We start from the raw sequence: 17,125 nt of genomic DNA on the forward strand, positions 1-17,125 counted from the left end.
CCCGGACAGCGGTTCGAACGGCGTTCTTCACATGAAACACTCTCCGTCGACGAAACCGACACACCCGGAGAGCCCCAACCGTGACCACCTCCCGCACCACCGCCCTGACGATCGCGGCGACGGCCCTGGCCCTCGCCACCGTGGCGGGGTGCAACGACGACACCGGGTCGGCCGCCCAGCCGGCCCCGACCTCCGCCGCGGCCTCGGCCTCCCCGACGGCCACCGCCTCCTCGCCGGCCACCACCGCCCCGGCGCCCGCGAATTCGGCCGCCACCGCGTCCGCGAGCCCGGCCGCCGAGGGTGCCTTCGACCCCGAGCAGGCCCTGGCGGCGGCCGACAAGTCGCCCTACGCGGTCTCGGTGGTCATGATCACCGAGAGTGGCGGGGTGGCGCTGTCGACCATGAAGGGCCGCAGCAACCTCAACGGCGTCTGGACCGGCCGGATGGAGATGCGCACCACCGCGCCCGGTGTCGCCGAGCCGATCCTCTGGATCGAGAGCCTGACGACGGCCGACGCCAGCTACCTGCGCGACCTGTCCACGCCGGGTGACGAGTGGGCCAAGATGCCGCACTCCACCGACAACGCGGTCGTCGACTACACCGACTACGCCAAGCTGCTGCTGGCCGCCGGCCCCGGTGCGCGCAAGGGCATGGAGACGCGTGACGGCGTCGCCGTCTACCACCTCACCGGCCACATCAGCACCGAACAGCTGAGCAGCGTCGACCCGCGGACGTACAAGTCGCTGAAGGCGAAGGGCACCACCGGCTTCGACTTCGACCAGTGGATCGACCGCGCGGGCCGCACCCGCTACGCCGAGCAGCAGGTCGAGATGAAGGGCGTGAAGGCGGTCAACAAGGTCACCTTCTCCGACTTCGGCCCGGCCGAGACCTTCGCCGCCCCGGTGGCCGGCTGACCGCGAGCCGCCCGGAGCGCCGGGGCCGCCGTCCTTCCCGGGCGGCGGCCCCGGTCATGCCGCCCGCCCCGCCGCCGACATGACGAAGGCCCAGATCCGTGGATGAACTCCACTGATCTGGGCCTCTGTTGCACTTCTCGCGAAGTGCCCCCGGCAGGATTCGAACCTGCGCACCCGCCTCCGGAGGGCGGTGCTCTATCCCCTGAGCTACGGGGGCCTGCTTGGTGTTGTCGTCGCGTTCGCTTCGACGTGGAGAACATTACCAGGCCCGGGGCGTGGTCCGTGCACGGGTTTCCACCACCGGCCCGGCGGCGGGGAGCGGAGGGGGAGCGGAAGTCCGGAAAGGCCGGACGGGGCGGCGGGCGCGCCGATACCCTCGGTGAGGTGTCGGGAGTGTCCGGGCGGGTCCTCGTGGTGGACGACAGCGAGGTGATCCGTCAGCTGATCAGGGTCAACCTGGAGCTGGAAGGCTTCGAGGTGGTGACCGCCGCCGACGGCGCCGAGTGCCTGGAGGTGGTCCGCCGGGTGCGGCCGGACGTGGTGACGCTGGACGTCGTGATGCCGCGGCTGGACGGCCTGCGGACGGCGGCCCGGCTGCGGGCGGCGCCGGTGACCAGCGGGCTGCCGATCGCGATCGTCAGCGCCTGCACGCCGGCCGACCTCGACCTCGGGGAGGCGGTCGGGGTGGACGGCTACCTGGGCAAGCCCTTCGACCCCGCCGATCTGGTGGCGCTGGTGTGGCGGCTGATGGCGCGGGCGGCGAGGCCGGACGGGTTTCGCCCTGAGCGAACAGAGCGCACGGATCGCGGCTGAGCACGGCGCGCGGGCGTCTCAACCGGCAAACGGGGTGGCGAGCGGGTACCCCGTCTCGCCTACGCTTGGCGTCGTGACCCCCGCAGAGCTTTCCCAGGCAGTCCAGGCCGCAGTGAGCGCCGCCGTCGAGGCGGGCGAGCTGGCCGTCGCCGTGCCCGAGCACGTGACGGTCGAGCGACCCAAGAACAGGGACCACGGCGACTACGCGACGAACGTGGCCCTCCAGCTCGCGAAGTCGGCCGGTCGGCCGCCGCGAGCCGTGGCCGACCTGGTGGCCGCCCGTCTGCGTGAACTGCCCGGGGTCGCCAAGGTCGACATCGCCGGGCCGGGCTTCCTGAACATCACGCTCGACGCCGCCACCCAGGGCGCGCTGGCGCGGAGCATCGTCGAGGCGGGCGAGTCCTACGGCCGCAACGAGGCGCTCAAGGGCCTGAAGATCAACCTGGAGTTCGTCTCCGCCAACCCGACCGGCCCGATCCACATCGGCGGCGTCCGCTGGGCCGCCGTCGGCGACTCGCTCGCCCGGGTGCTGCGGGCCACCGGCGCCGACGTCACCACCGAGTACTACCTGAACGACGCCGGCGTGCAGATCTCCAAGTTCGCCGGCTCGCTGAAGGCCGCCGCCAACGGGCAGCCCGTGCCGGCCGACGGCTACGTCGGCGAGTACATCGTCGACATCGCCAAGGCGATCGTGGACGGCGTCCCCGGCGTGCTCGACCTGCCCGAGGGCGAGCAGCTGGAGGTGTTCCGCACCGAGGGCCTCAAGCTCATGGTCGCCGAGATCCAGCGCTCGATGGAGGAGTTCGGCACCCACTTCGACGTCTGGTTCTCGGAGAAGTCGCTGCACGACTCCGGCGCCGTCGAGAAGGCCATCGAGCGGCTGCGCGAGCAGGGCCACGTCTTCGACCGGGACGGCGCGATCTGGCTGCGCACCACCGACTTCGGCGACGACAAGGACCGCGTCCTGGTCAAGGCCGACGGCGAGACCACCTACTTCGCCGCCGACGCCGCCTACTACCTCTCCAAGCGCGACCGCGGCTCCGAGGTCTCCGTCTACATGCTGGGCGCGGACCACCACGGCTACGTCAACCGCCTCAAGGCCATCTCGGCCTGCGCGGGCGACGACATGGACCGCAACATCGAGGTCAAGATCGGCCAGTTCGTGAAGATGCTTCGCGACGGCGAAGAGGTCCGCATGTCCAAGCGGGCCGGCAACATCATCACCATCGACGACGTGGTCGACTGGATCGGCGTGGACGCCGCCCGGTACACCCTGGCGCGCTCCTCCACCGACTCCACGATCACGCTCGACATCAACGTGCTGACCAGCCAGACCAACGAGAACCCGGTCTACTACGTCCAGTACGCGCACACCCGGATGTGCGGCGTCGCCCGCAAGGCCGCGGAGCTCGGCGTCGACAAGGGCCCGGCCGGGGACTTCAAACCCGAGCTGCTCGCCACCCAGTGGGAGAACGACGTCCTCGGCGCCCTCGGCGAGTTCCCGCGGATCCTGGCCACGGCCGGCGAGCTGCGCGAGCCGCACCGGGTCGCGCGCTACCTGGAGGACCTCGCGGGCAAGTACCACCGCCTGTACGAGAACTGCATGTTCCTGCCCAAGGGCGACGAAGAGCTCAACGACACGCACCGGGCCCGGCTGTGGCTGGTCGAGGCCACCCGCACGGTCATGGCCAACGGCCTCACGCTCCTGGGCGTGACGGCGCCCGAGCGGATGTAGGACCACCCCCAAGCGCACAGCGGGGGCGGCGGACGGTCAACGAGGACCGTCGCCGCCCCTCGCCATAAGCCAAGGAAGTAAGCAGAGATGAGCCGCTCCGCACACCCCGCAGGCCCCCGGCACGGCGACGTGCTGACCGAGGGCCACTACCAGGCGCCGCCGAGCGACCTGAACGCGCTCGACCCCAAGGTCTGGTCGAAGACCGTCGCCCGCGGTGCGGACGGCGTGGTCACCGTCGGCGGCCTCGACGTCAAGCGGCTCGCCGCCGAGTTCGGCACCCCGGCCTACGTCATGGACGAGGACGACTTCCGGACCCGGGCCCGCGCCTGGCGCGAGGCCTTCGGCACCGGCGCGGACGTCTACTACGCGGGCAAGGCCTTCCTCTCCAAGGCGGTCGTGCGCTGGCTCCACGAGGAGGGCCTCAACCTCGACGTGTGCAGCGTCGGCGAGCTGGCCGTGGCGCTGGCCGCCGGGATGCCGCCGGAGCGGATCGCGCTGCACGGCAACAACAAGTCGGTGGACGAGCTCGAACACGCGGTGAAGACCGGCGTCGGCCACATCGTGCTCGACTCCTACGAGGAGATCGAGCGGCTGGCCGCGATCGCCGGCCGGCAGGGCGTGCGCCAGCCGGTGCTGATCCGGGTCACGGTCGGCGTCGAGGCGCACACCCACGAGTTCATCGCCACCGCCCACGAGGACCAGAAGTTCGGGCTCTCGCTGAACGGGGGCGCGGCGGCCGAGGCGGTCCGCCGGGTGCTCGGCCACCCCGGCCTGGAGCTGCGCGGCATCCACTCGCACATCGGCTCGCAGATCTTCGACACGGCCGGCTTCGAGGTCGCCGCCCGCCGGGTGGTCGGCCTGCTCGCCGAGATCCGCGACGAACACGGCGTCGAGCTGCCCGAGATCGACCTCGGCGGCGGCCTCGGCATCGCGTACACCAGCGAGGACGACCCGCGCGAGCCGGCCGAGATCGCCGCCGCGCTGGCCGACATCGTCCGCCGCGAGTGCGCCGCCGCGAACCTGAGCGCCCCCCGGCTCTCCGTCGAGCCCGGCCGCGCGATCGTCGGCCCGACCGCCTTCACGCTGTACGAGGTCGGCACGATCAAGCCGCTGGAGGGTCTGCGCACCTACGTCAGCGTGGACGGCGGCATGTCGGACAACATCCGCACCGCGCTCTACGACGCCGAGTACTCGGTGGCCCTGGTGTCGCGCGCCAGCGCCGCCGAGCCGATGCTGGTCCGGGTGGTCGGCAAGCACTGCGAGTCCGGCGACATCGTCGTCCGGGACGCCTTCCTGCCGGCCGACCTGGCCCCGGGCGACCTGATCGCGGTGCCCGCCACCGGTGCCTACTGCCGCTCGATGGCGAGCAACTACAACCACGCCCTGAAGCCCCCCGTGCTGGCCGTCAAGGACGGTGCGGCCCGGGTGATCGTCCGGCGCGAGACGGAGGAGGATCTCCTGCGTCTCGATATCGGATGACGAAATTCTTGTCTCAGATCATGGAACGACCGTAGATCCGTACGGAAAGTCCCGGAGACTGGTACAGACCGAAGATCCGGCGGATCCCCGAAATACCGCCGGAAACCGAAGCACGAAGAATGCAGAGCGGAGTCGGATGATGCGTACGCGGCCGCTGAAGGTGGCGTTGCTGGGCTGTGGTGTGGTGGGCTCCGAGGTGGCGCGCATCATGACGACGGACGCCGCCGACCTCGCCGCGCGCATCGGCGCGCCGGTCGAGCTCGCCGGCATCGCGGTCCGCCGGGCCGGGCGGGTGCGCCCGGGCGTGCCGGAGCACCTGATCACGACGGATGCCGAGGCCCTGGTCAACCGGGGCGACATCGATGTGGTGATCGAGGTGGTGGGCGGCATCGAGCCCTCCAAACACCTCCTCCTGTCGGCGTTCCGCAACGGCGCCTCGGTGGTCAGCGCCAACAAGGCGCTGCTCGCCAAGGACGGCACCGAGCTGCACGCCGCGGCCGCCGAGGCCGGGGTGGATCTGTACTACGAGGCCGCGGTGGCCGGCGCGATCCCGCTGATCCGCCCGCTGCGCGAGTCCCTGGCCGGGGACAAGGTCAACCGGGTGCTCGGGATCGTCAACGGCACCACCAACTTCATCCTCGACAAGATGGACAGCACCGGCGCCGGCTACTCGGAGGCGCTGGAGGAGGCCACCGCGCTCGGTTACGCGGAGGCGGACCCGACGGCCGACGTGGAGGGCTTCGACGCGGCCGCCAAGGCCGCGATCCTGGCCGGCATCGCGTTCCACACCAAGGTCACCGCGGCGGACGTCTACCGCGAGGGCCTGACCGAGGTGACCGCCGCCGACATCGCCTCCGCCAAGCAGATGGGCTGCGTCGTCAAGCTGCTGGCGATCTGCGAGCGGGCGGCCGACGGCGCGTCCGTCACCGCGCGGGTCCACCCCGCGATGATCCCGCTCACGCACCCGCTGGCCTCGGTCCGCGAGGCGTACAACGCGGTGTTCGTGGAGGCCGAGGCGGCCGGCCGGCTGATGTTCTACGGCCCGGGCGCGGGCGGCGCGCCGACCGCCTCGGCGGTCCTCGGCGACCTCGTCGCGGTCTGCCGCAACAAGCTCGCCGGCGCCACCGGCCCCGGCGACTCGGTGTACACCCGGCTGCCGGCCAAGCCGATGGACGAGGTCGTCACCCGGTACCACGTCAGCCTCGATGTGGACGACCGCGCGGGCGTGCTCGCCCAGGTGGCGTCCGTCTTCGCCGAGCACGGGGTCTCCATCGACACCGTGCGCCAGCAGGGCCGCGACGGCGACGCCTCGCTCGTCGTGGTCACCCACCGTGCCACCGACGCCGCCCTGTCGGCGACGGTCGACAAGCTCCGCGCGCTGGACAGCGTGCGGGACGTGGCCAGCATCATGCGGGTCGAAGGGGAGTAGGAAGAGCCATGAACGCCGTGATCGCCAGAGGCGCGCACACCCACCAGTGGCGCGGGCTGATCGAGGAGTACCGTGACCGCCTGCCGGTCAGCGACACCACGCCCGTGGTCACCCTGCTGGAGGGCGGCACGCCGCTGGTGCCCGCCCAGGTGCTCTCCGAGCGCACCGGCTGCGAGGTCTACCTCAAGGTCGAGGGTGCCAACCCCACCGGGTCCTTCAAGGACCGCGGTATGACGATGGCCATCTCCAAGGCCAAGGAGGACGGCGCCCAGGCCGTCATCTGCGCCTCCACCGGCAACACCTCGGCCTCCGCCGCCGCCTACGCGGTGCGTGCCGGGATGGTGTCGGCGGTGCTGGTGCCGCAGGGCAAGATCGCGCTCGGCAAGATGGGCCAGGCACTGGTCCACGGCGCCAAGATCCTTCAGGTGGACGGGAACTTCGACGACTGCCTCACCCTTGCGCGTGAACTGTCCGAGAAGTACCCGGTGGCGCTGGTCAACTCGGTGAACCCGGTGCGGATCGAGGGCCAGAAGACCGCCGCCTTCGAGATCGTGGACATGCTCGGCGACGCGCCGGACCTCCACGTGCTCCCGGTCGGCAACGCGGGCAACATCACCGCGTACTGGAAGGGCTACCGCGAGTACGCCGCCGACGGACTGTCCACCCGGACGCCGCGCATGTGGGGCTTCCAGGCCTCCGGTTCGGCCCCGATCGTGGACGGCGCCCCGGTGCTCAAGCCGCAGACCATCGCCACCGCGATCCGGATCGGCAACCCCGCCTCCTGGGACTACGCGCTCGCCGCGCGGGACGAGTCGGGCGGCCTCATCGACAAGGTGACGGACCGTCAGATCCTCTCCGCCTACCGGCTGTTGGCCGCGCAGGAGGGTGTCTTCGTGGAGCCCGCCTCGGCCGCCTCGGTGGCCGGCCTGCTGGCCAAGGCGGAGGCCGGCCTGGTCGACCCGGGCCAGCGGATCGTCTGCACGGTGACCGGCAACGGCCTCAAGGACCCGGACTGGGCGGTGGCCGGCGCGCCGCAGCCGCAGATCGTCCCGATCGACCCCGAGGCCGCCGCCCAGCGCCTCGGCCTGCTCGACTGACCGGAAGCCGTCTGGCCGGAACCCGCCTGACCTGGCCGAATCACCGCCCCCGGACCAGGATCCGCCGCCCCGAACCCGCCTTGAGTCGAGGGGGCACGGCGACGCCGTAGGGGCGGGAGAAGCGAGGACACTCCGAGCCGACCCCGCCCCGAGCCGAACCCGCCCCGAGCCGAAGGGGCGCGCCGGTGCCGAAAGGGAGAAGCGAGGACACCCCGAGCCGACCCCGCCCCGCCCCGAACCCGCCTTGAGCCGAGGGGGCACGGTGACGCCGTAGGGGCGGGAGAAGCGAGGACACTCCGAGCCGAACCCGCCCCGAGCCGAACCCGCCCCGAGCCGAAGGGGCGCGCCGGTGCCGAAAGGGAGAAGCGAGGACACCCCGAGGAACGAGGGGTGTTGGAGCGACGACCGTCGGCACCGGGTCGAGCGCCCCGGAGGCGAGCGGGCGAACACACTGTGGGCCGACCCCCCCTTTCGGGGGGCGGCCCACAGCCGTTCTCGGCTGACACTTTTGTGTCAATTCAGCCACGTAATCCGGTGCCATTCCGGCACGTATTCCGGCCAGAAACGGCAACACACCAGATCGAAGGCCCACGGGGTGTACCACTGTGGAACCTCTCTTCGATACTCTGGGTTCGGCCGTGTGGCACATGCCCCGGGTCCGACCCCTCCAGGGGCCGCGACGACGGCTGTGACCGCCCACCCCGATCGGGGCCCGCGGCCCCCTCCCACCCTCGCACCGACGCGCTTCGCGCCGCCCGATTTCCCCAGGAGAGTCCACCGCATGGCCGGTCCTGCGTTCCGTGCCGCCGCCGTCCGGGTCCGGGTTCCCGCGACCAGCGCCAATCTCGGCCCGGGCTTCGACGCCTTCGGACTCGCGCTGGGTCTGTACGACGACGTGGTCGTCCGGGTCGCCGACTCCGGGCTCACCGTCGACATCGCCGGTGAGGGCGCCGAGACGCTCGCCCGGGACGAGCGCCACCTGGTGGTGCGCGCGATGCGCGCCGCCTTCGACCGGCTCGGCGGCCAGCCGCGCGGCCTCGAAGTGGTCTGCGCCAACCGGATACCGCACGGCCGTGGCCTGGGCTCCTCCTCCGCCGCGATCTGCGCCGGCATCGTGGCCGCCCGTGCCGTCACCATCGGCGGCCCGTCCGCGCTGGACGACGACGCGCTGCTGGCCCTCGCCTCCGAGCTGGAGGGCCACCCCGACAACGTCGCGGCCTGCCTGCGCGGCAACTTCACGGTGGCCTGGACGGACGAGGAGTCGGCCAAGGCCGTCACCCTGGAGCCGTCCGACCGGGTCGTCCCGGTGGTCTTCGTCCCGGCGACCGAGGTGCTCACCGAGACCGCCCGCGGTCTGCTGCCCCGGACCGTCCCGCTGGCCGACGCCGCCGTCAACGCCGGCCGTGCCGCCCTGCTGGTCGAGGCGCTGACCCGCCGGCCCGAGCTGCTGCTCGCCGCGACCGAGGACCGGCTGCACCAGGACTACCGGGCCTCCGCGATGCCGGACAGCGCCGCCCTGGTGGGCGCGCTGCGCGCGGAGGGCATCCCCGCGGTGATCTCCGGCGCCGGCCCGACCGTGCTCGCGCTCACCGACGAGGCGGGCGCCGACAAGGTGCTGGCCTTCGCCGAGGACGCAGGTCAGGGCGGTGCGGTGTTCGCCGCACACCGTCTGGAGCTCGACCGGGCCGGGGCCTCGGTGCTCCCGCTCGACGGCTGAGCACCGGTCCGGCGGCCCGGATCCGGCCGTGTCCGGGCCGGACCGTCCGGACACGATTGGCAAGCGCAAGGCTGGGGAATGTCTGAGGGGGTCGGTAGTGTTAACCTCATTGCTGCACCAGGTGCCCTCCGGGGCTCGGTGCGCCGCGTCCCGATCCCAGCACTCCGCCCAGGCGGAGTCCCGGCGATGTACGGGGCGACGATTCTCCGGGAGCCCACCGCAGCGCGTACGCAGCCTGCCTGCGCGACTTGCGGCCGCATCCCGAAGCCGTGACGGCACCTGACTCCCACCCGCGGCCTCCCACCTTGAGGCAAGGACGGGCGGAGCGCGGGCCACCGTCACGCGACGGGGGCCCGGGATTCGCAGGCAGCGTGGGGGTACCACCCGGCCATGGCCGGCTGGGGGAGGGTCGGCATGCGACCGTCCCACCGCGCCAATCAGCACCACCGTGCATCACGCACCGCACCTCGCAGCTCTCCTCCGACTGGCTACCCGCCATCCGGGGGATCACCGCCTCGGACCGACGCAGTCGAGCGTTGGTCAGGACAGCACAACCGGTCGCCGAGCCAGACAGGCCGACGTCCGCTCCAGGGAAGGACCCTTAGTGAGCGACACCACCGATCTGATGGGCGCGCGCCCGGACGCCGAGGCGTCGGACGCAGCCGCCGCCCCCGCGGCCCCGGCCCGGCGCCGTCGCACCGCTGCCGCGGGCCTGGACGGCCTCGTCCTGGCCGAGCTGCAGAAGCTCGCCTCGACGCTCGGTATCAGCGGCACGGGACGCCTGCGCAAGAGCCAGCTGATCGAGGCCATCAAGGAGAAGAGCGGCGGGGACCCGCTGCTCGCCGCCGGTGCCGCTCCCGCCGCCGCTCCGGCCGCCAAGCGCACCGCCGCCAAGGCCGGCTCCGCCGAGCCGGCGGAGAAGCCCGCCCGCCGGACCAAGGCCGCCCAGGCCGAGGCCCCGGCCGCCGACGAGCAGGCCCAGATCGACATCCCGGTCCAGGCCGCCGCCGAGACCGCCGCGCCGGCCCGTGCCGAGCGCACCCGCCGCCGGGCCACCTCGGCCGCCGGCGCGCCGACCGCCGACGCGGTCGCCGAGGCGCCCGCCGCCGTCGCCACCGAGGCCAAGCAGGCCGAGGCCCGCCCGGCCGAGACCCGCGGCTTCGAGGGCCGCGAGGAGGGTCGTACCGAGACCCGCCGGGACCGCCGGGACCGCCGCGACCGCCGCGAGGGCGGCGAGCGCGAGGGCCGCCAGGAGGGCGGCGACGCCCAGGCCGGTCAGGACGCCGACTCCCGCGAGTCGCGCCGCGACCGCCGCAACCGCCGGGACCGTGCCGACCGCCAGGGCGGCCAGGGTCAGGGCCAGGGTGGCCAGGGCCAGCAGCAGGGCGGTCAGGGCGAGAGCCAGCCGAGCCGCCAGAGCGGTGGCCAGCAGGCCCAGCCGCAGGCGCAGCAGGGCGGCTACGACGACGACGAGTTCGGCGACGGCCGTCGCGGCCGCCGCGGCCGCTACCGTGACCGCCGGGGCCGCGGCACCCGCCGCGAGGGCTTCGAGGTCGGCCCCGCCGAGCCGCAGGTCGGCGACGACGACGTGCTGATCCCGGTCGCGGGCATCCTCGACATCCTCGACAACTACGCGTTCGTCCGGACCTCCGGCTACCTGCCGGGCCAGAACGACGTCTACGTGTCGCTCGCCCAGGTCCGCAAGAACGGCCTGCGCAAGGGTGACGCCATCACCGGCGCGGTGCGCCAGCCGCGCGACGGCGAGCGCCGCGAGAAGTTCAACGCCATGGTGCGGCTGGACTCCGTCAACGGCATGGACCCGGAGAGCGGCCGCGGCCGTCCCGAGTTCAACAAGCTGACCCCGCTCTACCCGCAGGACCGACTGCGCCTGGAGACCGACCCGGGCATCCTGACCACCCGGATCATCGACCTGGTGTCGCCGATCGGCAAGGGCCAGCGCGGTCTGATCGTCGCGCCGCCGAAGACCGGTAAGACGATGGTGCTGCAGGCGGTCGCCAACGCGATCACCCACAACAACCCCGAGTGCCACCTGATGGTTGTCCTGGTGGACGAGCGTCCGGAAGAGGTCACCGACATGCAGCGGTCGGTGAAGGGCGAGGTCATCTCCTCGACCTTCGACCGCCCGGCGGAGGACCACACCACCGTCGCGGAGCTGGCCATCGAGCGCGCCAAGCGCCTGGTGGAGCTGGGCCACGACGTGGTGATCCTGCTGGACTCGATCACCCGCCTGGGCCGCGCCTACAACCTGGCGGCGCCGGCCTCCGGCCGCATCCTGTCCGGTGGTGTCGACTCGACCGCGCTGTACCCGCCGAAGAAGTTCTTCGGTGCCGCGCGCAACATCGAGAACGGCGGCTCGCTGACGATCCTGGCCACCGCGCTGGTCGAGACCGGCTCGCGGATGGACGAGGTCATCTTCGAGGAGTTCAAGGGCACCGGCAACATGGAGCTCAAGCTCGACCGGAAGCTCTCGGACAAGCGCATCTTCCCGGCCGTCGACGTCGACGCCTCCAGCACCCGCAAGGAGGAGATCCTGCTGGGCAGCGAGGAGTTGGCCATCGTCTGGAAGCTCCGCCGGGTGCTGCACGCGCTCGACTCGCAGCAGGCGATCGAGCTGCTGCTGGACAAGATGAAGCAGACCAAGAGCAACGCCGAGTTCCTCATGCAGATCGCCAAGACGACCCCCGGGTCCGGCGACTGACCGCTGCCGAGCGGCTCGTGAGCACAGAACCCTGGTCCGCGCGAGCGGGCCAGGGTTCTCTGCTTGTTCCAGAGTTGGGACATTTGGAACCCTATGGATCATGTTGTCCGATTTACTCTGGACCGTATGGCCGACCACAAGAGGATCCCGAGCCGCCGCCGCACGGTCCTGCGGGCGGCCGCCTGCGCGTTCGCCGCGCTCGTCGTCCTCGGCGCCGGTGCGGCCGGGTACGCGTACTTCAAGCTGAACGGCAACATCAAGAGCGTCGACATCGACGCCCGGCTGGGCACGGCCCGGCCGCCGTCCGCCACCGACGGCTCGTTCAACGTCCTCGTCCTGGGCTCGGATTCGCGGGCCGGCGGGAACGGCGCGCTGGCCGGCGGGGACACCGGCGACACCGCCCGTTCGGACACCGCGATGGTGGTGCACGTCGACCAGGGCCACACCCGGGCCGACGTGGTCTCGATACCCAGGGACACCCTGGTCACCCGCCCCGACTGCACGGACGGCAAGGGCAAGACCGCCGCCGGTGCCAAGCGGGCGATGTACAACAGCGCGTACGAGACCGGTGGCGCCGCGTGCGCGGTCAAGACCACCGAAGCGCTGACCGGCCTGCGGATGGACCACTACATCGAGATCGACTTCGCCGGCTTCGCCCGGGTCGTCGACGCGCTCGGCGGGGTCACCGTGACCACCACCGTCCCGATCGACGACAAGGACAGCGGGCTGAACCTCGCGGCCGGCGAGCACCACCTCGACGGGCAGCAGGCGCTGGCCTTCGTCCGGACCAGGCACGGCGTCGGCGACGGCAGCGACCTCGGCCGGATCGAGCTGCAGAAGCAGATGGTGAAGTCGCTGCTCGGCCAGGCCGGCGGGATCGGGCTGTTCGGCAACCCGGTCAAGCTCTGGTCGGTCGGCGACACCCTGACCCGCAGCATCACCACCGACTCGGCGCTGGCCTCGGTGAACTCGCTGGTGGGGCTGGCCGAGGAACTCAAGGGGATCGGCCCCGACCAGCTCTCGATGGTCACCCTGCCGGTGGTGACGGCGCCTGGCGACGCCAACCGGGTGGTCGCCCAGCAGCCCCGGGCCGACCAGCTCTGGGCGGCTCTGAAGGCCGACCAGCCGCTCCCGCAGGCCGTCCTGGCCGAGCAGCCGCAGAACCCCGCCCAGACCACCCCGGCGGCCCCCACGGCGGCCCCCAAGGCCTCCGGCAGGGCCTCCGCGCAGCCCGCCGCGGGTACCGCGGCGAGCCCCTCGCCGCGGCGCTGACCCGTCCGCCGACCGGCCGGCGGCCGCCCCGTGGCCGCCCCGGCGGTCCCGTCGGCCGGGCCCGGAATATCCCGGAACGCGACCCGGTTTGGGAAGAAGCGACCGGTCCTGGCAGACTGGTACGTCGGTCCCGGTTCACGTGCGGCATTCAAGCCGCCGACCCGGTGCCCTCCCGAACCTAGGAGATCCCCTTGAAGCCCAACGTTCACCCCGAGTACGTGGTCACCCATGTGACCTGCACCTGCGGCGCCGAGTTCACCACCCGCTCGACCGAGACCAGTGGCGAGATCCGCGCCGAGGTCTGCTCGCAGTGCCACCCGTTCTACACCGGCAAGCAGAAGATCCTCGACACCGGTGGCCGCGTGGCCCGCTTCGAGGCCCGCTTCGGCAAGCAGCACAGCGCGAAGGCCTAGCGCTCCCTCGGCGCCGGTTTCCGGTGCCCCCGTACTCGTTCCGGGGGCGCTGGAGACCGGCGCCGTTCGCGTCCCACGACTCGTCCGTGTCATCCCTCCACCGGTTCCCAGGGAAGAAGGCCCCTTCATGTTCGAGGCAGTCGAAGAGCTCCTCGTCGAGCACGCCGACCTCGAAACGAGGCTGGCCGACCCCTCCGTCCACGCCGACCAGGCCAACGCGCGCAAGCTCGCCAAGCGGTACGCCGAGCTGACGCCGATCACCCGGGTCTACCGGGCCTGGCGCCAGGCCGGCGAGGACATCGAGGCAGCGCGCGAACTCGCCGCCGAAGAGCCGGAGTTCCTCGCCGAGGTGAAGGACTCCGAGGCCCGGCGCGAGGAGCTGACCGAGGAGCTGCGCCTGCTGCTCGTCCCGCGTGACCCGAACGACGACAAGGACGTCATCCTGGAGATCAAGGCGGGTGAGGGCGGCGAGGAGTCGGCGCTCTTCGCCGGCGACCTGCTCCGGATGTACCTGCGCTTCGCCGAGCGGATCGGCTGGAAGACCGAGATCATCGACGCCAACGAGTCCGACCTCGGCGGCTACAAGGACGTCTCGGTGGCCGTGAAGACCAGGGGCAGCACCGAGCCCGGCCAGGGCGTCTGGGCCAAGCTGAAGTACGAGGGCGGCGTCCACCGCGTGCAGCGCGTCCCCGCCACCGAGTCGCAGGGCCGCATCCACACCTCCGCGGCCGGCGTGCTGGTCACCCCCGAGGCCGAGGAGGTCGAGGTCGAGATCGTGGCCAACGACCTGCGGATCGACGTCTACCGTTCGTCCGGTCCCGGCGGGCAGTCCGTCAACACCACCGACTCGGCGGTCCGGATCACCCACCTCCCGACCGGTATCGTGGCGTCCTGCCAGAACGAGAAGAGCCAGCTGCAGAACAAGGAGCAGGCGATGCGCATCCTGCGCTCGCGGCTGCTGGCCGCCGCGCAGGAGGAGGCCGAGCGGGAGGCCTCGGACGCGCGTCGCAGCCAGGTCCGCACGGTGGACCGCTCCGAGCGCATCCGCACCTACAACTACCCCGAGAACCGCATCTCGGACCACCGCACGGGCTTCAAGTCCTACAACCTGGACCAGGTCCTGGACGGCGAGCTGAACGCGGTGATCCAGTCCTGCGTGGACACGGACGCCGAGGCCAAGCTCGCCGCGGCCCAGCAGAACTGAGACCGGCCTCCGGGCCCGAATGCACCAGAGAAGCCGCAGCGCAGAAACAAGAGGTCGTTCGTGAACCTGCTGCTTGCCGAGGTGGCCCAGGCCACCCAGCGGTTGGCCGCGGCCGGCGTGCCGTCGCCGCGCTTCGACGCGGAGGAGCTGGCCGCGCACGTCCACAGCGTGAAGCGCAGCCAGCTGCACACGGTGAAGGACGCGGACTTCGACGCCCGGTACTGGGAGGCCGTCTCCCGCCGCGAGGCGCGTGAACCGCTGCAGCACATCACCGGCCGCGCGTTCTTCCGCTACCTGGAGCTGGCGGTCGGCCCCGGCGTCTTCGTGCCCCGCCCGGAGACCGAGTCGGTCGTGGAGTGGGCCATAGACGCCGTCCGCGACATGGACGTCGCCGAGCCGCTGGTGGTCGACCTCTGCTCCGGCTCGGGGGCCATCGCGCTCGCCCTCGCCCAGGAGCTGCCGCGCTCCACGGTGCACGCCTTCGAGCTGGACGAGGGGGCGCTGCGGTACACCCGGCGCAACATCGAGGCCAGCTCCGACCGGGCCCGGGTCACCCTGCACGCCGGCGACGCCACCAAGGCCTTCGAGGACGACCGTTCCTGGGACGGCCGCTTCGACCTGGTGATCTCCAACCCGCCGTACATCCCGCTCACCGAGTGGGAGTACGTCGCCCCCGAGGCCCGCGACCACGATCCGCAGATGTCGCTGTTCTCCGGCGAGGACGGGCTGGACACCATCCGCGGCATCGAGCGGGTCGCCGCCCGCCTGCTGCGCCCGGGCGGCGCCGTGGTGATCGAGCACGCCGACACCCAGGGCGGCCAGGTGCCGTGGATCTTCAACGAGGAAGGCGGTTGGACGGACACCGCCGACCACCGCGACCTCAACAACCGGCCCCGCTTCACGACGGCCCGAAGGGTCTCGCTGTGAACACCCGGTGCACCACCACCGGGCGCGGAGCCGCGCTGTGAACGCCGTCATGAGTCATCTCGGAAGGGGACCGCACCGATGAGCCGCCGCTACGACTGTGCCGATGCCGGGGACCGCGCCACCGGTCTGCGCGAGGCCGCCTCGGCCATCCGCCGCGGCGAAATCGTCGTGCTGCCCACCGACACCCTGTACGGGGTCGGCGCCGACGCCTTCTCGCCGGAGGCCGTCGCCGCACTGCTGGCCGCCAAGGGCCGGGGCCGCAACATGCCCTCGCCCGTCCTGGTGGGCTCGCCGACCACCCTGCACGGACTCGTCACGGACTTCTCCGAGCAGGCCTGGGAGCTCGTCGACGCCTTCTGGCCGGGCGGGCTGACCCTGGTCGCCAAGCACCAGCCCTCGCTGCGCTGGGACCTCGGCGAGACCCGCGGCACGGTCGCCGTCCGGATGCCGCTGCACCCGGTCGCGATCGAGCTGCTGAACGCCACCGGCCCGCTCGCCGTCTCCAGCGCCAACCTGACCGGCGGCCCGTCCCCCGCCACCTGCGACGAGGCCCAGCAGCAGCTCGGCGACGCGATCTCCGTCTACCTGGACGGCGGCCGGGCCGACCACGCCGTCGCCTCCTCCATCGTCGACGTGACGGGCAAGGTCCCGGTCCTGCTGCGGGCCGGCGCGATCAGCGCCGAGCAGCTGAGGGAGGTCGTCCCCGACCTGGAGGCCGGCAGTTGACGACCGCCTCCCTCCACTCCGGGCCCGGCATATCGCCGTACCTGAGCGTGGGCCCCAGGCCGCTGGACCACTTCCGCATCCTGTTCGTCTGCACCGGGAACATCTGCCGCTCGCCGATCGCCGAGCGGCTCACCCGGCGTGAACTGGACACCCGGCTCAGCCCCCGGGTGGCCGGCCGGATCCTGGTGGAGAGCGCCGGCACCTGGGGCCACGTGGGCGCGCCGATGGAGGACCACGCCGCCACGGTGCTGGACGAGTACGGCGCCGACAGCGGCGGGTTCGCCGGCCGCGAGCTGCTCGACGAGCACGTGGTCGAGGCCGACCTGGTGCTCACCGCGACCCTGGACCACCGCGCCCAGGTGATCTCGATGGGTCACGAGGCGGGGCTGCGCACCTTCACCCTGAAGGAGTTCACCCGCCTGGTCCGGACGATAGACCCGGGCACCCTGCCCGACCCGCGCCGCGGCGCCGACGTCACCGAGCGGGCCCGCGCCCTGGTCCGGGCCGCGGCCGCGCTGCGCGGCTGGCTGCTCGCCGCCAGCCCGGAGTCCGACGAGGTCCACGACCCGTACGGCGCGCCGATCGGCATGTTCCGCAACTGCGGCGAGGAGATATTCGACGCGGTGGACCCGGTGGTCACCGCCCTCACCGGCATGCCCTCCCCGCGCTCCGTGCGGTGA

General features: G+C 72.3%; 14 protein-coding genes and 1 tRNA gene. 14 read left to right on the top strand and 1 reads right to left on the bottom strand.

Translation table 11 applies throughout. From position 1 onward, the window contains the following. Nucleotides 1-80 precede the first annotated feature (80 nt). Nucleotides 81-914 (top strand): LppX_LprAFG lipoprotein, encoded by an 834-nt coding sequence (locus ABT263_RS09500; protein WP_352289349.1) that lies wholly within the window; start codon nucleotides 81-83, stop codon nucleotides 912-914. A gap of 145 nt (nucleotides 915-1,059) precedes the next feature. Here ABT263_RS09500 and ABT263_RS09505 read toward each other — a convergent pair. Beyond that, nucleotides 1,060-1,131: transfer RNA gene (locus tag ABT263_RS09505), tRNA-Arg, on the bottom strand. Between the two features lie 176 nt (nucleotides 1,132-1,307). On the opposite strand from ABT263_RS09505, the gene ABT263_RS09510 reads away from it, so the two are divergent. From ABT263_RS09510 to ABT263_RS09570, 13 genes are all read left to right on the top strand, one after another. Further along, entirely contained in the window at nucleotides 1,308-1,727 is a 420-nt protein-coding gene (locus ABT263_RS09510; RefSeq protein WP_359803315.1) for a response regulator, read from the top strand. A 73-nt stretch (nucleotides 1,728-1,800) separates the two neighbouring features. Further along, nucleotides 1,801-3,462: an arginine--tRNA ligase gene (gene argS / locus ABT263_RS09515; protein WP_352289355.1), complete on the top strand. Its 1,662-nt coding sequence runs from the start codon at nucleotides 1,801-1,803 to the stop codon at nucleotides 3,460-3,462. 87 nt (nucleotides 3,463-3,549) lie between these two features. Continuing rightward, the gene (gene lysA / locus ABT263_RS09520) at nucleotides 3,550-4,941 is read left to right on the top strand and encodes a diaminopimelate decarboxylase (RefSeq protein WP_329489601.1); all 1,392 of its coding nucleotides are present in this window, start codon (nucleotides 3,550-3,552) and stop codon (nucleotides 4,939-4,941) included. 136 nt (nucleotides 4,942-5,077) lie between these two features. Then, the gene (locus ABT263_RS09525) at nucleotides 5,078-6,370 is read left to right on the top strand and encodes a homoserine dehydrogenase (protein WP_329489602.1); all 1,293 of its coding nucleotides are present in this window, start codon (nucleotides 5,078-5,080) and stop codon (nucleotides 6,368-6,370) included. A gap of 8 nt (nucleotides 6,371-6,378) precedes the next feature. Then, a complete protein-coding gene (gene thrC, locus ABT263_RS09530; RefSeq protein WP_352289358.1) occupies nucleotides 6,379-7,467 on the top strand; it encodes a threonine synthase in 1,089 nt (362 codons plus the stop codon). Between the two features lie 781 nt (nucleotides 7,468-8,248). Further along, nucleotides 8,249-9,184, top strand: coding sequence for a homoserine kinase (gene thrB, locus ABT263_RS09535; protein ID WP_352289361.1), 936 nt, complete (start codon nucleotides 8,249-8,251; stop codon nucleotides 9,182-9,184). Nucleotides 9,185-9,788: 604 nt separating this feature from the next. After that, nucleotides 9,789-11,903, top strand: coding sequence for a transcription termination factor Rho (gene rho / locus ABT263_RS09540; protein ID WP_352289364.1), 2,115 nt, complete (start codon nucleotides 9,789-9,791; stop codon nucleotides 11,901-11,903). Between the two features lie 126 nt (nucleotides 11,904-12,029). Beyond that, nucleotides 12,030-13,175: an LCP family protein gene (locus tag ABT263_RS09545; protein WP_352289367.1), complete on the top strand. Its 1,146-nt coding sequence runs from the start codon at nucleotides 12,030-12,032 to the stop codon at nucleotides 13,173-13,175. 191 nt (nucleotides 13,176-13,366) lie between these two features. Then, nucleotides 13,367-13,588: a 50S ribosomal protein L31 gene (rpmE, locus tag ABT263_RS09550; protein WP_329489607.1), complete on the top strand. Its 222-nt coding sequence runs from the start codon at nucleotides 13,367-13,369 to the stop codon at nucleotides 13,586-13,588. A 127-nt stretch (nucleotides 13,589-13,715) separates the two neighbouring features. Next, nucleotides 13,716-14,792: a peptide chain release factor 1 gene (gene prfA / locus ABT263_RS09555; protein ID WP_329489608.1), complete on the top strand. Its 1,077-nt coding sequence runs from the start codon at nucleotides 13,716-13,718 to the stop codon at nucleotides 14,790-14,792. A gap of 60 nt (nucleotides 14,793-14,852) precedes the next feature. Beyond that, entirely contained in the window at nucleotides 14,853-15,719 is an 867-nt protein-coding gene (prmC, locus tag ABT263_RS09560; protein ID WP_329489609.1) for a peptide chain release factor N(5)-glutamine methyltransferase, read from the top strand. Nucleotides 15,720-15,797: 78 nt separating this feature from the next. Beyond that, complete coding sequence (locus ABT263_RS09565) at nucleotides 15,798-16,445, top strand: L-threonylcarbamoyladenylate synthase (protein ID WP_329489610.1); 648 nt, start codon at nucleotides 15,798-15,800, stop codon at nucleotides 16,443-16,445. Nucleotides 16,446-16,474: 29 nt separating this feature from the next. Next, a complete protein-coding gene (locus ABT263_RS09570; RefSeq protein ID WP_329492247.1) occupies nucleotides 16,475-17,125 on the top strand; it encodes an arsenate reductase/protein-tyrosine-phosphatase family protein in 651 nt (216 codons plus the stop codon).

The sequence above is a fragment of the Kitasatospora sp. NPDC001603 genome (assembly GCF_040298365.1).
Taxonomy (GTDB): Bacteria; Actinomycetota; Actinomycetes; order Streptomycetales; family Streptomycetaceae; genus Kitasatospora.

What these genes read in the sequence shown, in the direction of transcription:
- lysA (WP_329489601.1), top strand. Translation starts at nt 3,550, where the DNA reads ATGAGCCGCTCCGCACACCCCGCAGGCCCCCGGCACGGCGACGTGCTG.
- ABT263_RS09525 (WP_329489602.1), top strand. Translation starts at nt 5,078, where the DNA reads ATGATGCGTACGCGGCCGCTGAAGGTGGCGTTGCTGGGCTGTGGTGTG.
- thrC (WP_352289358.1), top strand. Translation starts at nt 6,379, where the DNA reads ATGAACGCCGTGATCGCCAGAGGCGCGCACACCCACCAGTGGCGCGGG.
- thrB (WP_352289361.1), top strand. Translation starts at nt 8,249, where the DNA reads ATGGCCGGTCCTGCGTTCCGTGCCGCCGCCGTCCGGGTCCGGGTTCCC.
- ABT263_RS09545 (WP_352289367.1), top strand. Translation starts at nt 12,030, where the DNA reads ATGGCCGACCACAAGAGGATCCCGAGCCGCCGCCGCACGGTCCTGCGG.
- prfA (WP_329489608.1), top strand. Translation starts at nt 13,716, where the DNA reads ATGTTCGAGGCAGTCGAAGAGCTCCTCGTCGAGCACGCCGACCTCGAA.
- ABT263_RS09565 (WP_329489610.1), top strand. Translation starts at nt 15,798, where the DNA reads ATGAGCCGCCGCTACGACTGTGCCGATGCCGGGGACCGCGCCACCGGT.